We start from the raw sequence: 18,990 nt of genomic DNA, 5'->3' as shown, positions 1-18,990 counted from the left end.
AGGGGCTATTATTCACTCTATTAATATAGTATCTCTAGGTTTTCCCTAGTCTTGACGACGTTTAACCGCTAAGGTCACGCCAATCGAAACCAGAATCAAGCCCAGAACCGAAACGAGTAGAATCCCCTGCGCACCAGTCAGTGGCAGCCCCGGGTTCTTGTAGTTGGTAACCGTCGTGAAGTGACCGGCAGCCGCCTCGTTGGCAGCTTGGGTCAGATCGGTAACGCTTCCCTCTTTGGTCAGCTTGAAAGGAATCGCCTTCGGCAAGATCTGGTAACCTTCCGGAGCTTGCGTCTCGAGCAAGCAGTAAGGCTGCTGATCATCGTCACCAACCGCTGCGCCGTTGTACCAGTTAGATAGCTGCAGATGCTCAAGTTTGGTCAAACCTTGAGCATTAGTCGCTTCTGATGTCGCAATTACGTCACCATAGGTGGAGCAATCTTTCTTAGCAGCCGTATTAAGGTGCACAGTGAAAATTGCGCCCTCCAGGACTTCGTTAGACCCGTTAATCTTCTTGATTACGATATCGCCGTGCTTGGTAATAACCTTATTAGACGGAATTCCGTCGCCCTTATCTTTCTTCCACTTATTCGGGTACAGCTTACCTTCGTTCTCAGTAAGACCGCTGCCTGGAACGCTGTTTAGCTTGACAGTGATTTTTACCTTAACCTCGACGCCCTTAGCAATTTTATTTAAAGCAGGATCCTGGAAGGATACGGTGATCTTGTTACCATCGGTAGTAACTTTGAAATCAGTATTCTCAGTTTGGTTTGCCCCGGCAATCGTGGCCGTGGTTCCCACGTAGGATACATTGGCAGGTAGCTCATCATAGAATTCGTAAACTCCGCCCAGGTCGTCCTTATCCAATTTCTTATCTTTATTGCTATCGGTAGGAGTGGAAGTGGCCGATAGGGTGTAGGAGAACTCCTCGCCTACCTTAACGTTTTTGTCGCTGACTTCCTTTTTCAGCTCGTCCACCTGGTTCTTGGGGTAGACATGTACGTTGTCATTCCAGGTTTTACCATCAGGACTCGTCATTGGCAAAGTCAACGCGAAAGGAGCAATCGGAGTAATCTGATCCTTCTCAACCTTCTTACCATCAGCCTTAATAGCATCCGGGTCTGATCCAGCCACGTCCTCAACTACCACATAAAGACCACGATCTTGATTTTCGAATTTCGCGGTACCGCCAGTATCAGTCACCGCGGAAGCATTTTTAGCCGGGACAAGCTTGTAGGTATCAGATCCATCCTTAATACCAGTGGTAACAACTGTGGAATCCAATTTAATTTTGGCAAGCTTGGTGGCCAGTTTCAGCCCCGCATTGGTGTTAATATCAACGCCTTCAACTTTGTAGAGGTTGAATTTGATTCCCGCCAACTCTTTCTGGGTAGTCAGCTTATTCATCTCAGCCGCGTTTAGCTCGGTACCATCGTTTTTCACATCCGTGGTAGCACCCATAAATTTATGCACCGTCAAACTTGCCTTATCGGGCATAGATGCCCGAGGCGTATTCGGGGTCAACGTAGTATCAGCGCTGGCGGCGCCTACTCCGGCCAGACCCATGAAGGCCATCACCATGCCGGTTAGCATGGCTAATAACTTTTTCTTACTCACTTTCTCTTCCTTTCAAATAGAGTGAATAACATAGCAATCCCTAATACCAGGCACCCTAGAAGTAGTACTTCTAAAGCACCGGCATACCCCGATAAGGGAATTTCCCCCTCGGGGTAGTTAGTGACGGTCAGGGTTTTACCCCCGCCACTAACAGTATTTACCTCACCCTTGCCGCTGATAACGGTCACTTTCCCGTCCCCGGTGACCCTAAACTTCACCGGCTGCGGCAACAAGGCATAACCCTGTTTGGTGCTGATTTCCTTCAAAATGTAGATTTGCTCCGGCTCCACCGTGAACTTAGCTGTACCGTCCTTACCGGTAGTCAAAGACTGCTCCGGAGCACTAGCCCCCTCTTTATAGAGCTCAAAAACCACGCCCGCCATCGCGGAGCCATTATCATCAACCTTGTTTAAGGTGATATCGACTTTATTCAAACGGTTATAGCGCGTAAAAGTCTTTACCGGTTCCTTATCGCTGGTAAGAGTAAACTTCTCGACATCCGCAGATAGCTTATAACCATCCGGAGCTTTACTTTCCCGCAGCTCATATTCGTGACCAAAAGGCAAACCAGTAAAAGTCGCCAACCCCACCTCGTTAGTGGTCAAAGTCTTTTCGGTATTAGCCGTAACATCTTTAAGCGTGAATTCTGCCCCAGCCAGCGGTTTACCAGTCTCCTGCGCCAACTTAGAAACCGTAACCCGACCAGTGTTCTTAGTATTAGGAACCTCCATGGTAATCAAACCAGTGAACCCAGACAGAGAAGAATAATCCGACACCTTCACCGAAATCAGATTCGACTTCAAAATATAACCAGCCGGCGCCTTCGTCTCTTTAAGCTTATAAACCTTATCCGGATCCAACTTCACCGCTGCCGGTACTTCCACATACCCATCTTTATCGGTAACTAAGACCCCAGCCCCCGGCACTTGAGTTTTCCCATCAGCTTCCAACAGCGAGAACTCGGCACCAGCAAGCGGAATCACCACATCGAAAGTACCCGGCGTTTGAGCAGCCATTTTAATCGCATTCGGGGTACCGGAGACCACTTTGTCAGCTGCATCCTCGCTAACGCCTGTTACCAAAGGCTCGAACTTGAAAACCTGCAAGCGGGAACGATCATTATTAGCCGTCCAAGTAAACTGCTGCGCCTTATAATCATCAACCACAAAATCATATTGCGCCCGGGAATCCACATAATACCCGACCGGAGCCTTCAACTCTTTAACCCGGTAAATGCCGCCTTCAAGTTCGGTAAACTCTGCTTGCCCAGTATCGCCAGTAGTTACCTTCGTGATCGGCTCGGTCGGCCAAGAACCATCGCCGGCCTGCTTAAACAGACCAAATACCGCGCCCTTCAGATTGCGGGCAGTAGCAGCAGCCTTGGGATCGACCTTGGTGATTACCAGCGAAGACTTCTGCTTTTCCTGCTCGTTAGGCACCAATAGTTCGCCCTGCTCTAGCAGCGGCTTCTTCCCGGAAGCATCCATGAGCTTGCCAGCAGCATTAATCTGGAACTGCATTAAAGCATCGCTCTTGATATATCCGGCAGGAGCCACGGTCTCTTTCAAGGTGTAAACCTGGTCTAGATCCAGCCCGTCTAAAATGACGTTCATCTGCCCATCTCTGGCGGTGGTGACCGTCTTTACCCGATTGGTAGCATTGTCCGTAGTTCCTCTATATAGTTCGAAGGTCGCGCCACCTTTGATCACGCCATCCCCGCGCTGCCAGTCGCCAAAGGTCTTTTTCTTATCGGCCATGCCCCGCACGCCCAGCTTCGACAAAGACACCCGACCCTTATCGTTTATAACCAGGCCGAGATCGCCAGACCCGAACGCTAAATTCAGACCGTTCAAGTTAGTACATGACGTGACACAACGACTAATCGTAAAATCAATCGGATCAATCGGCTGCAGGTGACGGTCACCCGGGTTCTCCGTCAGCCTCCACTTACCAGCAGGAATATTATAGAACTTCACCTCACCGAAATCGTTCGAGCGCACCGTAATCGGAGCCGAGTTCGGCGTAACAAATATCCCGGTACCATTCCCATTCTTATCAATTTCTTCTACCGGCTGGGGAGTAATCGTAAACTCAATACCCGTTAAAGGCTGGAGATCCTTATCCACCTTTTTAAACGTGACACTGCCCTTTACCGGCTCAATCGGCTGCCAAGAACCATAGTTAGTAACATCAGGCAATATAATCCGGTACTTACCGTTAACGCCATCGTAATTAGTGGCGCTAAAATTAGCCGCTGCCAGTATAAACGCTTTACTGCTAGGAGAATACCCGAGCGGAGCCTCTAGCTCTCGCACCGTCCAACCCGGGCTAGCCTGGGTATTCTTAAACCTAACCCAACCCTCACTATCAGAGATAACGGTAGCTTTCAGTACGCCCTCTTTATTAAATAAGCCGAACTTCGCCCCCGCAAGCTTCTTCTTTTTAACTTCACATTCCGAAAATGCGATCCCCTTGCACCCAAACTTCTGCAGCTCGATATCCACCGCCGGCGGTACCAAGGTGTTAATCACCTTATTAGAATCCAGCTTTTCGTTATCGCGGGAAACACTCCAGATATCGTTGATAGCCTGTTTACCCAGTTCACTCTGGGAACGCGCATCCACCCCCTCTGGGCCGGCAATCATCGGTACCGTAATCCGCACCTCGGTGCGCGGTTTCTGCGGGGTATTGTTCACAAACTTCAAACCCGTAACATTCCCACAGGAGGGACTGGCATACCAGGTGGCAGTAGCCAACTCGTCTCTGGCTATTCCGGTAGCGCAGGTGAAGAAAGTCTGCCAACCCACAACTGGCTCGCCATTTGCCATTTCAAACTTAATCTGCCCCTGGGGATTATAACGGTTAACCAAGGTGGAACCCACCCTAGCGGGTGTGCCCGTCACCGGCAACAAATCATAGATGACCGGGTCGGTCACCACCTCATCACCGTAGCCCAGCCGCAACTGGTAATCGAAATTCGCGTTCCCAACCGTATTAATCTGGTTCACCCAAGGCGCCCCCGGTTTACCCTCACGGATCCGCTTAGTTACATAAACCGAGCTACCAGTACCAACATAGGTTTTATTCTCAGCCCGCGACCACTTGCCGTCCCCAGCCACCGGGTTATTTACCGTGGTTATCCATTTATCTTTGTCTTTGTCGCTTTTATCTTCTGGATACTCAACGTTGCCGCGAGCCTGCACGAAGGCTTCATTCGTCATTGCTCCCGGAGGAGCCTGGTTAGTAATCGAAGTCTCCAACCGCCCCACACTATACACGTCATAGGGATCGTTAACCTGATCAGCTAGGAAACGAACCGCCATCCGCCCGGTGTTTTTGAAGTTAGAAAGGATCTCGTAGTGGGCTCCCGGCAGCTCCGAGAACTTCTGAGTTAGCGTCACCTGGGTAACTTCCAACCCCTGGGGTAGGACATCTACCAGCTCAAAGCCGGACAGAGGATCACCATAATCAACTTCCAGTCGCGCACCCACGTCATAGGTTCCGGAACTGCCTGGCAGATTTATCCCACGGAAACTGCTCTCTTTACGAGCCTGCAGGGTCTTGCCCTCAGGCTTAATCATGATATGAGCTTCTTCGATCCGCTCTCCACCCTGGATCTTGTTTCTGAGGTCAGACTCGCATTTTCCGTCCTCATTGCAAAGTCCGGTTGACGTATCCATCATGCCCGCATCCGGGTCGCGAAGCTTAGTATGAATCTTAGTAATAGTAGTTTGCCCAGGCTGCGTGGCCTTAACACTGCTCCAACGCAACTGGACATTATCATATTGTTCTGTAAGTTCCGCAGGTAGTTCAATACGCCCCGGCTGGGTAATAGCAACCGAATAAAGCACCTGAAATTTACCCGGCTCGCCAGTGGGGCTAATAATCTCTAACTTGCCGCCCACAAACACCGGATCAGGGGTAATTGCGGTGTACTGCAAACGAGTATCCAGATCAAAATCTCTTAGATTCAAAGTGCCGGGAGTGTCCGTCAGGTTATTGGTTAACACATTCCAGTTAATCTCGGAGGTTCGATCTTGTTTAGTGTCAAAGATGACGGCGTTATAGCCAAAACGTGCCGGGAAATGCGGACCGTCAGGCGTCTTGCTTAAGGCTATGCCTTCCGGAGGCCTGGTTTCCATCGGTTTATAGAAGCTGAAAACGGTACTCGCCGAGCCAGTAATTTCGGGTTCTATCGCGCCTTTATCTTCCGGGATCAGTTTGAAGTTTGCGGTATTGGTTATTAGTCGCTGCTTCTTCGCTCCCGGGAAATGCAGCTTCAAAATGCCCAAACCCGGAGTTTCCGTAGTCAGGTGTTTTGTGGTGTTGGTGTAAGTGAGGGTGATTTCATCCTCCCCCAATTTCCACCCGGGGTTTTCTGATTCTACGAACTCCGCCCGCACCTGAGTGCCATTTACTTTCATATATAGAGGCAGCTGGTCAGTAATGGTATAACCCCGTACGTTACGCTTTAATTTGTCAACTGTAAAAGTAAAGGTAACCGCGTTATTACCGGTTTCTTTTACGTGTCCTTGCGCATCGTCATCGTAATCCCTGCAGATACCTTCGCGATCACAATTGGCGGTATCTTTATAAAAAGTAGGCAGCTTATAGTGCCCTTTAAGAATCACCGGGCCCGGATAAGAATCAGCATGAGGCTGCAACACATATCTATTACCCTGCGAATCCGTATCCAGCAATGTAGCAGTAATCGGGAACTCCTTACCTGCGGGAGTAACTCGCTCCTTCAAACGCCAAAGAATAGGAATAGTATCCGCCCGGTTCCCACCATAACCAGGCTCTAGCTTCACTTCCAGGATGCCCGGAGCCACCACCTTGGCTTCCTTAAACCCGGAATTCTCGGTAATTTTTACCTCAGGATCGTAGACCCGATTGGGGTCATAGGCCACCCGAATTACCCCATTCTTGACTACAGAATTCTGGCCCTTACCCCCGTAGGTAAGATTGGTTTGCAGCTTTTGCCCGATCTCGTCCTCTAGCACTCTAGAGTCCGGAACGTTTGGCAGCTTATACAATTTGCCGGTCAAGTTAAGAATCGCATAGGTGCCGGCAAACTCCGCAGGTGTGGGTTTATAACGGAAAACTACGTGCTTATCCGTGCCATCTAGATCGATTATCTCCGGCTCCGGAATGGAATAGCCCTTTACTACCGGCGGGACTAAGGTATATTTATTCGCGCCCCCACTGTCTTTAGTGCTAATACTCCGCGTCTCGCTGGGGGCTACTGCTGCGTCATTTGGCCCCAGGTAATCTATCTGTACCTTGGTACTGGTAAGAATAATAATGTCGTTACCATATCCAGTAACATATCCAGGAATATTCTTGGGGTTCTTCCCTGACTCCGGTCGCAGATATATAGGCCCCCTAAGACCGCCGTAGGTAGTATTAGGACCCGCGCCGTCTAGACCCCAACTTAGCCCTGAAAACATTTTTACGGCTTGTTCTAGATGATCATACTGACGCCCCTCGTTTATAAGGGGAGCATCTGGAACCGTAAACACCATTCCTCGCGGCATTTCCCAGCTAAAAGTATCTGGACCGATGGCCCATAAATCGCCAAGAGACTCCGGAAGAGCGGTGATATTATTTTTATTTTTCTGACTGTCTATATACCTTGTCTTCGGGTTAGAAGTTGAATACCCAAAGACGTGAGCATGCGGGTTTCCCTCGGATATAGACGCTCCTCGCGGCCTCGTGCCTAAGAGAGCTATCTTGCCCCAAGAATCTGGTAATGCCGTCAACTCATTATTGGCAAAAGCCCCATACTGGATTTCTTTAACCTCACCCCAGGAACTAGGTAAAGCCTTTAGGCGATTGTCCAAGAAACTATACATTCCAATTTCAGCAATCTTGCCCCAAGACGAAGGCAAAGATACTATTTCATTATTCAAGAATGCGCCGCGCGGAATAGCGGTAAAGTTTTCCCAGGGTGCAGTGAGAGCAGTGATTTTATTATCCTTAAAAGACTCTTCACCAATGTTTGAGATCTCTCCCCAAGAGTTAGGGAGAGCGGCAAGAGCGTTACCCATAAAAGCCTGAGCCCCAACAGTCTTCACCTTTCCCCACGAAGAAGGCAGGGATTGAATCTGGTTAATGTTAGTACCGGTATTTGCGTCATACGGGTAGCAACGGTAATCGAGAGAAGCGCTATCTTGGTAAATCATTTTTCCAGCGAAAGCACAGGACTCGATAGTGGTGACTTCATCCCATGAAGGGGGAAGCACTGTGAGGTTATTTCGCACGAACGAGTTCTTACCGATAGTGGTCACCGTTCCCCAAGCAGGCAGCACGGCCAGCTGGTTATCGTAGAAAGCCCTTTCGGGAATGGTGGTGATCTTGCCCCACGAATCCGGCAAAGTAGTTAACAGGTTAGAAGCAAAACTACTCGTGTCTATCCGAGACACGTTTTCCCAGGAATTTGGGAGTTTAACTAGCTTGTTTTTCTCAAATGCAGATTCTCCAATGCTGGTAATCGATCCCCAAGCTGGCAGCGAGGCTATCTGGTTACTCTTAAAGACCTGCGCGGGCAGGGAAGTAATCTTCCCCCAAGAATCAGGCAGCGTAGTGATTTGATTATTACGGAACGCGGATTCACCAACGCTCGTAACCTTTCCCCAAGCGGGTAAGGAAACTAGCTTATTGGATTCGAAGACCTTTTTGCGTAAGACAGTGATTTTACCCCAAGAATTCGGCAACTCAGTGAGTTTATTGTTAGAAAAGGCGCCCTCTCCTAGGGTGTCCACTTTGCCCCAAGATTTCGGCAAGGTGGTTAGCTCGTTCATCTGAAAGGCTTCCGTGCCCATTCCAGTGACATTTCCCCAAGAATCAGGCAGCGCCTTAATATGGTGGTTGTAAGCAAACGCTGACCCACCGATGGATGTAATACTTTCCCAAGATTTCGGCAGCGCGGTCAGATTATTTTTATAAAAAACCGAAGCCGGAAGTTTGGTAATCTTTCCCCAAGAATCTGGAAGCTTAGCTATTTTATTGTCACTAAAAGAACAGTATCCTAGTTCAGTAACATCTCCCCAAGAATCAGGCAGCGCCTCAATCTGATTGTTCTCAAAAGCTGACCGAACAATGTGAGTAACTTTGCCCCAAGAATCCGGCAGGGAGGTGATTTCATTTTCCTCAAACGCTCCCCATTCTATGGTAGTAATCGTCCCCCAAGAATCTGGGAGCCGCGTCAGCTTAGGAGACTTGTATCTGCCACTAAAAGCATCCATGCCAATGGATTTGATTGGTTGCCCTTGGTCCCCGAAAGTCGGCCAACACCAGGGATCCTTAGTCTTCCCTTTCCTATTCTTATCGTTACCGGTGGCACTGAACCCGGTAATGGTTCCCCCTCTGTAAGCGAAATCTTTTACCTGCCAGCCAGCACAAATAATTTGCTCTGGCCAATTAGGGCCGACCGCGATGTTGCCTTTCACAGTCTTAGTGCGCCCTTGAGAATCCTTAGCCGTGTAGTAAACCTGAACTGTCCCTTCCACACGGGTATCCACCGTTTCCGGGGACACCGTCAAGGAAGCAGTAATATCATTGCCGTCAGCATCTCTCGCGGTTACCCCTGCGAGCAGAGCCGCAGTCGAGCCGTCGCCACCATGGTCAATGTGTTTAACGATTTCTCCGCTGATCTTGGGAGAGAAATCGGTCTTCTTATAGGTAAAAGTAAGCTCGTTCTTCTCGCCCTTTACCGGCGTGATCTCTTTTGAGGATTCCGTAGCCTCATAACCAGCAAAAACCGGCGCCTTAATCTTGTTAGGTTCATCTGCGAAATAGACCCCATCTGGTTCGGTAAACTCACTTTGCAAAATCTGAGGGCTACGCAGAGGCTTATTAGTATCCGCATCAACATAGTTGATAGTAATCGAGACCGCGTCCTCGGCAGCCACCTGACCAAACCCGGATTTGTATTTTGCAGACTTTACCGCAGTCGGGAGCGAAGTTTGCCCGTCCGCGTTTTCTAGCACTACCCAGCGCTGGTTATTCGAAAAAACTTCCTTGCCGAAGGTGGTGATAGTCGCGGGAATCTTGACCTTTTCAATCTGGTTACCACTAAAGGCTTCCTGCCCTACCTTCTGCAAGCTGGGCGGAAGGGTAATCTCCTGCAGCCGGTTATTAGCAAAAGCACTAGCCCCAATCTCGGTAACATACGGAGGTAACTCCACCGTTTTCAGCTGGTTGTCACGGAAAGCGTTATCCGAAATCTTAGTCAAGCGCTTAGGCGGATTACCGGTATCATCCGGCCGCTCATCAGTAATCCTTAGCGTTTCCAGCTGGTTATCAGTAAACGCGCCCTCACCGATCTCCCCCACCGTCGAAGACTCAAAAACCTTGAGCTGATTCTTCTGGAACGCGCCCGCCCCAATAGTTATCAATCCCGGCGCACTAAGTTTCTCAATCTGGTTATCGTAAAACGCCCGCTCCGCGACCTCAGTCACCGAATCCGGCAAGGTGACCTTAGTGAGCCCCTTCTCCGAAAATACGCCCGCCGCTATCTTGGTGGTGCCATCAGGGATGGTCAGTTCATGCTTAGTTTCAAGTTCTTTATTGCCCTTAGCAGTCAGACCAGTGATTTCCGTTCCGTTATAAGTAAAACGAGGGTCGCTCAGAGGCGCCCCCTGCCCCAGCGGAGCCGGGCTACGCAACGCCTGCGGCGCCCCCGCCGACAGATCCTGCAAACTAAGTTGCCCAGGAACCGGCTGCCCAGAACGCACCGCCTTAGCTATCCCCGACTTGGAAGCAGCAGATACCGAAGAAGCCTTAACCGGTTCGGATTTAGCCGATGCCGTAAGCGGCACCACCACCAACAAAGTGGATAACAGCAGCCCTAAAACCGAAAGCGCGGCAACCAGCCTTCTGCTCAGCACCTTACTTGCCACGCTAACACCCCTAAACGAGATAAGCCACCAAAATAGTAGCCAACTCTAACCTTAATACGTTTTAATCCATGATAGTAAATTAACCTGCCGTTCGCAATCTTTTTTGGCTTTTCAGATCCGTTTTTCTCCCTCTTTTTCATAACCCCAGATAGATCCGGCGAGCCTTTTAGATACATTTGTGCATTAAGACAGTGGCGCTTCCGGTTCACTTCCGAACGAGGATTTGTGCCGTTTCCAAACCGTTTCCGCCGCGGGTTTGAGCTGTTTCCGATCGGGTTACGTTCCAAGTTTGCGCGATTATTGAGCCGGTTTCTGTAGCAAGTTAATGACGCTTACGATCCTGATTCCGCAGCAAGGTCCCATTATCTAGACACTTCCACTCCAAGTTTGCGCCGATTACAGCCCTGATTCCACGCCAATTAACGGCTGCACTGCGCCATCTGTCTAGTCCCCTCGTGGTTCCCAAGTAGTATCTTGGCACCCCTTGAAGACAAGTCCCTTTCTATCCGCGTCCATTTCCCGCAATTTTCATGCCGTACCGCTCTCCCCCACTCCGCTTCGCAGTTCCTGAATGCCATTTTCGTGTGATCTTCGCGCCCTCTTCATATTTCTGTTACTTTGTTCCTTCCTCCGCGGATTGATTATCGCCCCTTTGGACTCCATTCCTTTTCTTTCGAGCCCCCCTGCACGCATTAACGCCCCTCCTCTTCCGCACGCATCAATATGCCCCTCCTCCTATAAACACTGGAGAGTATTCCCGTCCCTGGAGGGTAAATCTGTCGCCGGAGGGTGATTCCACCAGAGCTCACCAGCACATTCCGTCAAATACGCAACCATTCCACCCGCCCAGGCCCAAAACACCCTCACAAGAAGAGAACACCCTCCAGCGGCATCTAAACGACTCAGCAATGACGCCAGTCCCCAACGGCAACAAACCGATAATCTCCTTGCTTGATTATTAGGAACAAGAGTTTGTTAACCATAGCTGTCAAGCTGTAGCTATGTTTCCTGATCTAATTAGCACCCAGGCGTTTTCGCGGAGAGTCCTTGCAGACTCCCTAGCGAACGGCTCTCTAATTAAAGTCGGGCGCGGCCACGTGATTAGGCCGCTAAAATCGGCAAATAAATGGGAAAGAATCCGACACGTAAAGTTGGGACAGATTGCCTCCCACGCAGCGCGCTGTAAAACTCCCCCGGTCTTTATCGGAGTGACTGCTGCCCTATTGCATGGCCTGTCTCTAAAATCAGTGCGAGGCGATACTCCTTTACACACCTCTACCAGGCATTTTGAAAAGAAATTACTGCCAGCTTGGGTCGATGTCGATACCTCCCAAGGGTGCCCCATCCGCACGAAGATACCGCCGACTCCCCTGATTTTCCATAAAATCACGCTCCCTAAAAATTCTCCTGAATTTATCGGTCACAAAGTCCGAGTCACCAATCTTGCGGTAACCGCATTGCAATGCGCGGCTTGGCTACCCGCTGGTAGTGCGCAAGCAGTTGCTGATTCCGCAGCTAGAAAGCTCATCCCTCAATGGATCCGCCTTGATCGCCGCAGTCGGGAGGATTTCGCAAAGCACATTCCAAAGTTGCGCGCACAAATGACAAACCTCGCCATCAAGTATCGAAAACGACTCGGAGCGCCTCAAGCTCGGCGAATCCTCGCAAATATGGATCCTCGGTTTGAAAGTTACGCAGAATCTTTATTTCACGCCGCCGCACAGTTAGCGCAGGTAAAGAAGCTAATTCCGCAGTTCCAAGTTACGATTTCCACCGTTCAAAGTTACTTTCTAGATGCCGCTCTCCCGAAGATTCGCGAGGCGTTCGAAATCGACGGGATGCAAAAATACCACAGCAGCAATCCTCAAAAACTTACGACGCCATCCAGAGGGAGAAACAGCGCCAAAGTCAGCTCCAAAAACTCGGATGGCGAATTTACCGTTTTACCTACGAGGACGTGGCCGACACGCTGGGATTCGCCAAATTTCTGCGTGATCGGCTGGATACCAGTTGGAATGGTGTGGCACTTCCACCCTTGTACCGTTTGAAAAAGCCTGCTTTTAATATGTAAAGACCTATGAGAAGTCTGATTCTATTAGCTATCTGAGCAGTTCTTCTGCGATTTTATGCCCTAACGGGGAGTGGTTGTTTCGCGCAGGAAACGGATCAATAGCGCCCCCCCTTAGTCGTTACTCCTGCTTAGCTCGTCCTCCTTATTCCCTCCAGATCCTGCTGCTACCTTTTCATCCGCACCTAGTACGCATATCCCCGCCCGCGGAGGGCGAACTTTTCGCGGTTATTGGCTCGGGTTGCGAGTTTGCGCATGTTCCTGCCCGCGGAGGGCGAACCTGACACCTAATTAAAAGGAGCGCCTACGCCCTCCGTAGTGAATAGTAAACCCCACCTACCCACTCATCTACTAGGACTTAATTGTCTGCCCGTTCTAAATCCTTGGAGGGTGAAAACGTCATCCGAATGACCGCAAGCAGGAAATATGCGCGGCACTAGCACCCTCCCCGCACAAAAACACCCTTCTGAGACATAAACACCCGCCAGCGAGAACAATAGAAGTTTGTTTTAGGGGAGAGTAGACAAAGTCCAAGCGCATTTTGTCTCTGGAGAGTGAAAACGTCTTTCAGAAAACATAAATCAGGAAACATGTGCGACATCAACGCCCTCCGCGCACAAAAACGCCCTCCAACGGCTTTAAATACCTCCAAAGGCAGAAACGCCCTCCAGAGCGGAAGAATGGGAGAGTACGGGAAAAAAGATTGTGACCCGAGGAAAGCCCTCGAGCCACAATCATCAAAACTATTAAGAATACGTCAAAACTGAGGAAATAGACCAGTAAACGACCCCATTAGCAAGAGGCAGGAACTATCCTTCTCAGTATTACCAGGCGATACCAAAGCCGACCTAAGAAGTCAGTGGGTAACAGCAGCTAGTAAAGAACTAGAAACGCCGCGCGGTGGTAAAAGAACCCCAAGACATCGGAGTGACCTGTACTCCTTGTGCGGGACTGAGGGCGTGAATAGCCTGTCCATTGCCTACATAAATACCGGCATGAGTGGGGCTAAGCAAAACATCGCCCGGCTGAATCTGCGAAAGCGGAACTACCTGTCCGGCACCCATCATGGCACCAGTAGTACGCGGTAAAGACTTACCCATTTGCCGATAGACATAACCGACGAAACCGGAGCAGTCGAAGCCACTGGGGGTCGTCCCTCCCCACACATAGGGGGAACCCTGATATTGCATCGCAATTCCGACTGCTGTGCCATCAGCCGGGCCTAAATCGCGACCTACAAAGGCTTCAGCTGACGATGCAGAAGAACTATTACCGTCCGCCGTCGGAGCGGGAGTACCCACCTGAGCTGAGGTAGCAGAGTCAGCAACTTTTTCCACCTCAGAGGTAACGGCTTCATTAACAGTCAGCTTTTCAACGGTGCCCTTTGCCAACTGTCCAGAATTAACTGCGGTGGCAGCCAACTTGGCGGCGGTTGCATCAGCACTGGCGGGAACAGCTGCAGCCGCTACTACGGTTAGGGCAACTCCCGATCCGGCCAACGCAGATAGGCGCTTTCCGTTTTCAGAGGAAAAGAAAGACTGGGCAAACTGGGAAACCGGAGTGGAGGGACGGCTCGGAGCACGGTGACGCGCTTTCAGTTTCTGAGTCACGATAAGGGTTCTCCTGACAGTCATAAGTGTCTCGCCGATCAAGATGACTCCTTGGGAGCTACCCAGGAAACCGTCCTGACCGATTGGTCGTAACCAAATATAATGCTTCGATAACGAATTGTCACGTTTTGATTACGAAAATTTTTTAATCTTCAGCAATCGGCTGCCACCTTAAGAACAATCCCTAACGGCATAAGTCGCCTCAAACCTCAAAAATTAGCTCCAAAAATGCGCTATTCCCTCAGTTCAAAGCAAAGCTTAAATATGATTAATCCTGGGACAATACTTCTTCAACAAACAGGTGCTGCCCTAAAGAAGTGTCAAGTAACACAGTTTTCTCCGTGTTAACCCCAATAACCGACACCTGGTCACTTTGAGGTAGCAGATTAACCTCGTTTCCAGGTAAAACACCTGCCTCATCAAAGAAAGCTAGCATACGTGGCTGCGCCTGGAGAGGCTCGCCAATCCGCACTACTTTAGCCGCCACAATGCCGCCATATTGCTCCACAATCTGTGTCGCGGAGATACCCGGCCCCACCAAATCACTTTCCACGTCAGGAATCGGGTTGCCATAAGGATCCGTAGAGGGATGATGCAGCATGTCCAGCAGACGCATCTCTACCGCGGATGACATCACATGTTCCCAACGACAGGCTTCCTCGTGCACCATTACCCAGTCCAGGCCAATCAAATCCAACAGCAAACGCTCCGCGAGGCGATGTTTGCGCACCACTTCCCGCGCCAGAGTCACCCCCTGATCGGTAAATTCAATGCGGCGATTATCGGCCACATACAGCAATCCGTCGCGCTCCATACGCGCTACAGTTTGAGAAACAGTAGGACCAGAATGATCCAGACGCTCCACAATCCGCGCTCTCAGCGGCGGCACCCCGTCCTCGAGCATCTCGTAGACGGTTTTCAGATACATTTCGGTAGTATCAATCAGATCGCTCATCAATGCCCCTTATACCGTGTCAGTCGCGGAACCTGCGCCCGCATTATTATTACCAAGTCATATTTTCCCCGGCTAAACCAGGCTAACGTGTTTAACCTAAAGTTTAAGGCGTACACGCGACCAATTCTGGCTTTTGGGACTGGATTCGCGGAGGTTTACGCACCTAGAGTAAGGTTTGCTTTATGGAAAACTTTGTCAGCATTCCCGAAAATTTAAAGCCTAAAAATAAGAAATTTGGCGCCGGACCCAGCTCAATAAGAAAAACCGCCCTTGCGAAAGTTGCCGCCAGTGACCTACCTGGCACCTCACACCGGCAAGCCCCGGTTAAGAACCTAGTGGGTTCGCTGCGCGATGGTCTAAAAGAATTGTTTACCCTGCCAGATGGATACGAGGTAGTACTAGGCAACGGCGGAGCCACTACTTTTTGGGCGGTGGCAGCTTCCTCCCTAATTAGGGAGCGTTCCGCGCACGCCGTGTTCGGCTCCTTCGGAGAAAAGTTTGCGGAAACCGTCAGCGGGGCTCCCCACCTTAAAGAACCCTATCTAGAGCTCGGGGGTGTATCGGCGAGGGCGCAAGGCCGGGAAACCAGCAGTGAAATCGCGTTTTTACGTGGTGATCAAGAGGGAATCGACGCCTATTGCTATCCCGCCCACGAAACTTCTACCGGAGCCCTCAGCCCAGTGAAGCGCATCGAAGGAGGATTAAACCTGGTAGATGCCACTTCTATCGCCGGGGGCATCACAGTCGACATTTCTCAAACCGACGTTTACTATTTCTCGGGACAAAAATGTTTCGCTGCCGAGGGCGGGCTGTGGGTGGCACTCGCCTCCCCGGCTGCTCAGGAACGAGCAAATGAAATCAAAACGACCCCAGGTGCGGGACGTTGGATTCCGCCAATATTGGATTTTTCGGTGGCGCTGAAAAACTCGGTTAAGAACCAGACTTTAAACACGCCGGCGATTGCCACCCTGCTTTTATGGGAAGACCAGGTGCAATGGATGCTAGCCGAGGGCGGACTTCCGGCAATGGAAAAACGCACCCGCGCGTCCTCGGCAGTGCTCTATGATTGGGCGCATTCCCGCGCAGATGTCTCCCCTTATATATCAGCTCCGAAGGAACAATCCCCGGTGGTGGTGACGATTGATTTCCACGATATTGATGCCGACCAGGTGATAGCGCAGCTGCGCGCCAACGGGATCGTGGATATTGACCCTTACCGCGCTTTGGGGCGCAATCAGATCCGGGTAGCGTGCTTCCCGAATGTGGAAGTGGCCGATACCCAAGCACTGACCGCCTGTCTGGACTATGTAATTGACCGCCTCTAGCGGATACCACATCTAGCGGTGTCAACTTAGGCAAGCTCTTAACTTAACAAGTCCGTGGGAACAGCTTCCTAGCTGCTCCCACGGACTTATTTAAAATCTACGCCCCTACGACAGCAGAGATTGGATTGGCCCGAGGCAGAAATAGATTATGAACAGGATTGAAACTACCCACATCAGAGGATGAATCCGAGAGATCCGTCCGGAAGCAATCTTTATCACTACATAGGTGATAAAACCGAACCCGATCCCGACAGTAATTGAATAGGCGAACGGCATCATCATGATGGTCATGAAAGCGGGAATCGCAACGTCGGGGCGAGTCCACTCAATGTCGCGCACATTCACCATCATCAGGAAGCCCACGAACACTAGGGCGGTGGAGGCTGCCTCGGCGGGAACCAGCTCCACTAGCGGGGCAATGAACATAGACAACCCAAACAGCAGCCCGGTGACTACCGAAGCCAAACCGGTACGTGCGCCCTCGCCAACCCCGGAGGTCGATTCCACGAAGGAAGTGTTCGAGGAGACCCCACCCAGACCGCCAGCCATGGCGGAAAGCGAGTCAATCAGCAGGATTTCCCGAGTCTTAGGCGGATTGCCGTCCTTGTCTAGCAGGTGCGCGCCTGCACCTACCGCCACCATAGTGCCCATCGTGTCAAAGAAGTCCGCCAGCATCAGCGAGAAAATCAACAACACCACTCCCACCGCAGTAGTATGCGGGTTAGTGAAGGCTCCAAAGAAATCAACCGCTCCGATACTAGAAAAGTCAGGCAGGGAAACCGGGGAGCCTTTTAGCTGCGGAACATTGGATGCCCAGGCGGACACGGCCTTTTCATCGGCTGCGCGCGAACCTAAATGCGCGAAAGCCTGCACGATGAACGCCAAAACGGTGGCTCCTACGATTCCGATAAGAATTGCGCCCTGTACTTTGCGGATATAAAGCACCACGATCACGATCAGGCCAACGCAAAATACCAAAGCCGGCCAGCCCACCAGGGAGCCGTTGACCCCCAGCTGCACCGGAGTGCCTCCCGGACGGATAATCCCGGCATTAATCAGTCCTACGAACGCAATAAACAGCCCGATGCCTACGCTAATCGCGGTTTTCAGTTGGGCAGGAACCGCCTTGAAAACGGCCTCCCGAAAACCGGTCAGCACCAGGATAGTGATAGCCACCCCTTCCCAAAAGATCAGTCCCATAGCTTCCTGATAGCTAAGCCCCAAAGCCTCGGGATTAGCCAAAGTGAAAGCCACCACCGCGTTTAACCCCATACCGGAGGCCAAAGCCAGCGGGAAGTTTGCAACTAACCCCATCAGTAGGGTCATTACGCAAGCCACCAGGGCGGTACCGGCCGCGATTGCGGACTGGCTAATATCTTTGGGAGCTGCCACCCCCAAAATCGCAGCATTAACCACCAAAATATAGGCCATCGCGAAGAAAGTGACTAGACCACCGCGGATTTCCCGCCCAACGGTGGAGCCCCTTTCCGAAATTTTAAAGAAACGATCTAAAGAACTATCCGACTTGTTCGCAGTATCTTGAGAAGACAAGATAACTTTCCAATCCGCCACCGAAGGCATAGAAGTTACTTACAGGCTCATTATCGAAAGACTCCCAGGCTTTTTTCAATCTTGACCGCTATGCGCAACCTGTTTGCAAATCTTGGCCAGATTCCCTAGCAGCCACCAAAATCTGCCCAAGCCTCCGGTCAGTTGCCTTCGTCTTTTAGATGTCAACTTGCTCCACATCTAGTTCATTTAGGCGCGCCGGGGTGGGTTGCCAAGGGGAGGTATCCATTTTTACGTCAGTTTCCGAATGAGAGCCACAAGTGTGATCCATAGACACCACGTGACCATCGTCTACTGACCATTCATTGCTACACACCCCAAACATAGTACGCATGCTGCCGGCAACTTTTAGTAAAAATCCACAGGTTGAGCAGGTATTCTCCGGTAGTTTCTTACGAATATCGCCCCGCCGTGCCGGTCCTTGTTCGGAGTGATACCACCGTTTGGCAGCCTGGGCACGTCCCTGCGCCGATAATACCCGGGGACGCCCGAGCCCCAGTTCCTCTAAGGTGCGCCGATCTAGCTCTTCGGAATTGGTATCCGCATAGGACTGATCGAGACGTTCATCATCGGGGACGTAAGGCAGTACATCCTCACGTTTTATATCTTGAGGACGCAAACGCTCTGCCCAAGGTACCCAGGGACGCGCCAACAACGCATCCCCGCCCGGAAGTAAGTCGATTTCGCAGACTGTGGCTTTGCGACCCCGCGGAACCCGCGCTAGAACCGCCACCCAATGCCAGCCGCGATAACCGGGCTTTAAGCATTCAAAGCTGTGGGTAACCAGGCGTTCCCCCTCACTTTTAGCACCTAAATGTTCGCCGATTTCTTCCGACTTGGCAATAGGTGCTAGCCCTTCGCGAGCAATTTCCACCGCGTTGGCTAGTAAAGTATCTGCTTTTCCGGTCTTACGACGGTTAGTTTCATTCATAGATGTCTTTCT

General features: G+C 50.9%; 8 protein-coding genes. 2 read left to right on the top strand and 6 right to left on the bottom strand.

Going from position 1 to position 18,990, the window contains the following annotated elements; genetic code table 11:
- Positions 1-45: 45 nt before the first annotated feature.
- The gene (locus tag EFB02_RS06535; RefSeq protein ID WP_122820797.1) at positions 46-1,617 is read right to left on the bottom strand and encodes a SpaH/EbpB family LPXTG-anchored major pilin; all 1,572 of its coding nucleotides are present in this window, start codon (positions 1,615-1,617) and stop codon (positions 46-48) included.
- A complete protein-coding gene (locus EFB02_RS06530; RefSeq protein ID WP_122820796.1) occupies positions 1,614-10,520 on the bottom strand; it encodes a SpaA isopeptide-forming pilin-related protein in 8,907 nt (2,968 codons plus the stop codon). Before EFB02_RS06530 ends, EFB02_RS06535 begins: the two co-directional genes overlap by 4 nt.
- A 1,001-nt stretch (positions 10,521-11,521) precedes the next feature.
- On the opposite strand from EFB02_RS06530, the gene EFB02_RS06525 reads away from it, so the two are divergent.
- Entirely contained in the window at positions 11,522-12,568 is a 1,047-nt protein-coding gene (locus tag EFB02_RS06525; RefSeq protein WP_122820795.1) for a hypothetical protein, read from the top strand.
- 904 nt (positions 12,569-13,472) lie between these two features.
- On the opposite strand, the gene EFB02_RS06520 is transcribed toward EFB02_RS06525, so the two are convergent.
- Both EFB02_RS06520 and EFB02_RS06515 read right to left on the bottom strand, forming a co-directional pair.
- Positions 13,473-14,198: a C40 family peptidase gene (locus EFB02_RS06520; protein WP_200831569.1), complete on the bottom strand. Its 726-nt coding sequence runs from the start codon at positions 14,196-14,198 to the stop codon at positions 13,473-13,475.
- A 268-nt stretch (positions 14,199-14,466) separates the two neighbouring features.
- A complete protein-coding gene (locus EFB02_RS06515) occupies positions 14,467-15,153 on the bottom strand; it encodes a metal-dependent transcriptional regulator (protein WP_122820793.1) in 687 nt (228 codons plus the stop codon).
- A 182-nt stretch (positions 15,154-15,335) separates the two neighbouring features.
- Between EFB02_RS06515 and serC the strand changes: the two genes are divergently transcribed.
- Positions 15,336-16,478: a phosphoserine transaminase gene (gene serC, locus EFB02_RS06510; protein WP_122820792.1), complete on the top strand. Its 1,143-nt coding sequence runs from the start codon at positions 15,336-15,338 to the stop codon at positions 16,476-16,478.
- A 105-nt stretch (positions 16,479-16,583) separates the two neighbouring features.
- On the opposite strand, the gene EFB02_RS06505 is transcribed toward serC, so the two are convergent.
- Positions 16,584-18,059 (bottom strand): NCS2 family permease, encoded by a 1,476-nt coding sequence (locus EFB02_RS06505; protein WP_122820791.1) that lies wholly within the window; start codon positions 18,057-18,059, stop codon positions 16,584-16,586.
- A gap of 145 nt (positions 18,060-18,204) precedes the next feature.
- Complete coding sequence (locus EFB02_RS06500) at positions 18,205-18,978, bottom strand: DUF3027 domain-containing protein (protein WP_122820790.1); 774 nt, start codon at positions 18,976-18,978, stop codon at positions 18,205-18,207.
- Between the last annotated feature and the right edge of the window lie 12 nt (positions 18,979-18,990).

Source organism: Varibaculum vaginae (assembly GCF_900604285.1).
Taxonomy (GTDB): domain Bacteria; phylum Actinomycetota; class Actinomycetes; order Actinomycetales; family Actinomycetaceae; genus Varibaculum; species Varibaculum vaginae.
This window is presented reverse-complemented; position numbering and strand designations above follow the sequence as displayed.

Coding starts and splice junctions, on each gene's coding strand:
- EFB02_RS06505 (WP_122820791.1), bottom strand. CDS start 18,059: ATGCCTTCGGTGGCGGATTGGAAAGTTATCTTGTCTTCTCAAGATACT.
- serC (WP_122820792.1), top strand. CDS start 15,336: ATGGAAAACTTTGTCAGCATTCCCGAAAATTTAAAGCCTAAAAATAAG.
- EFB02_RS06515 (WP_122820793.1), bottom strand. CDS start 15,153: ATGAGCGATCTGATTGATACTACCGAAATGTATCTGAAAACCGTCTAC.
- EFB02_RS06500 (WP_122820790.1), bottom strand. CDS start 18,978: ATGAATGAAACTAACCGTCGTAAGACCGGAAAAGCAGATACTTTACTA.
- EFB02_RS06525 (WP_122820795.1), top strand. CDS start 11,522: ATGTTTCCTGATCTAATTAGCACCCAGGCGTTTTCGCGGAGAGTCCTT.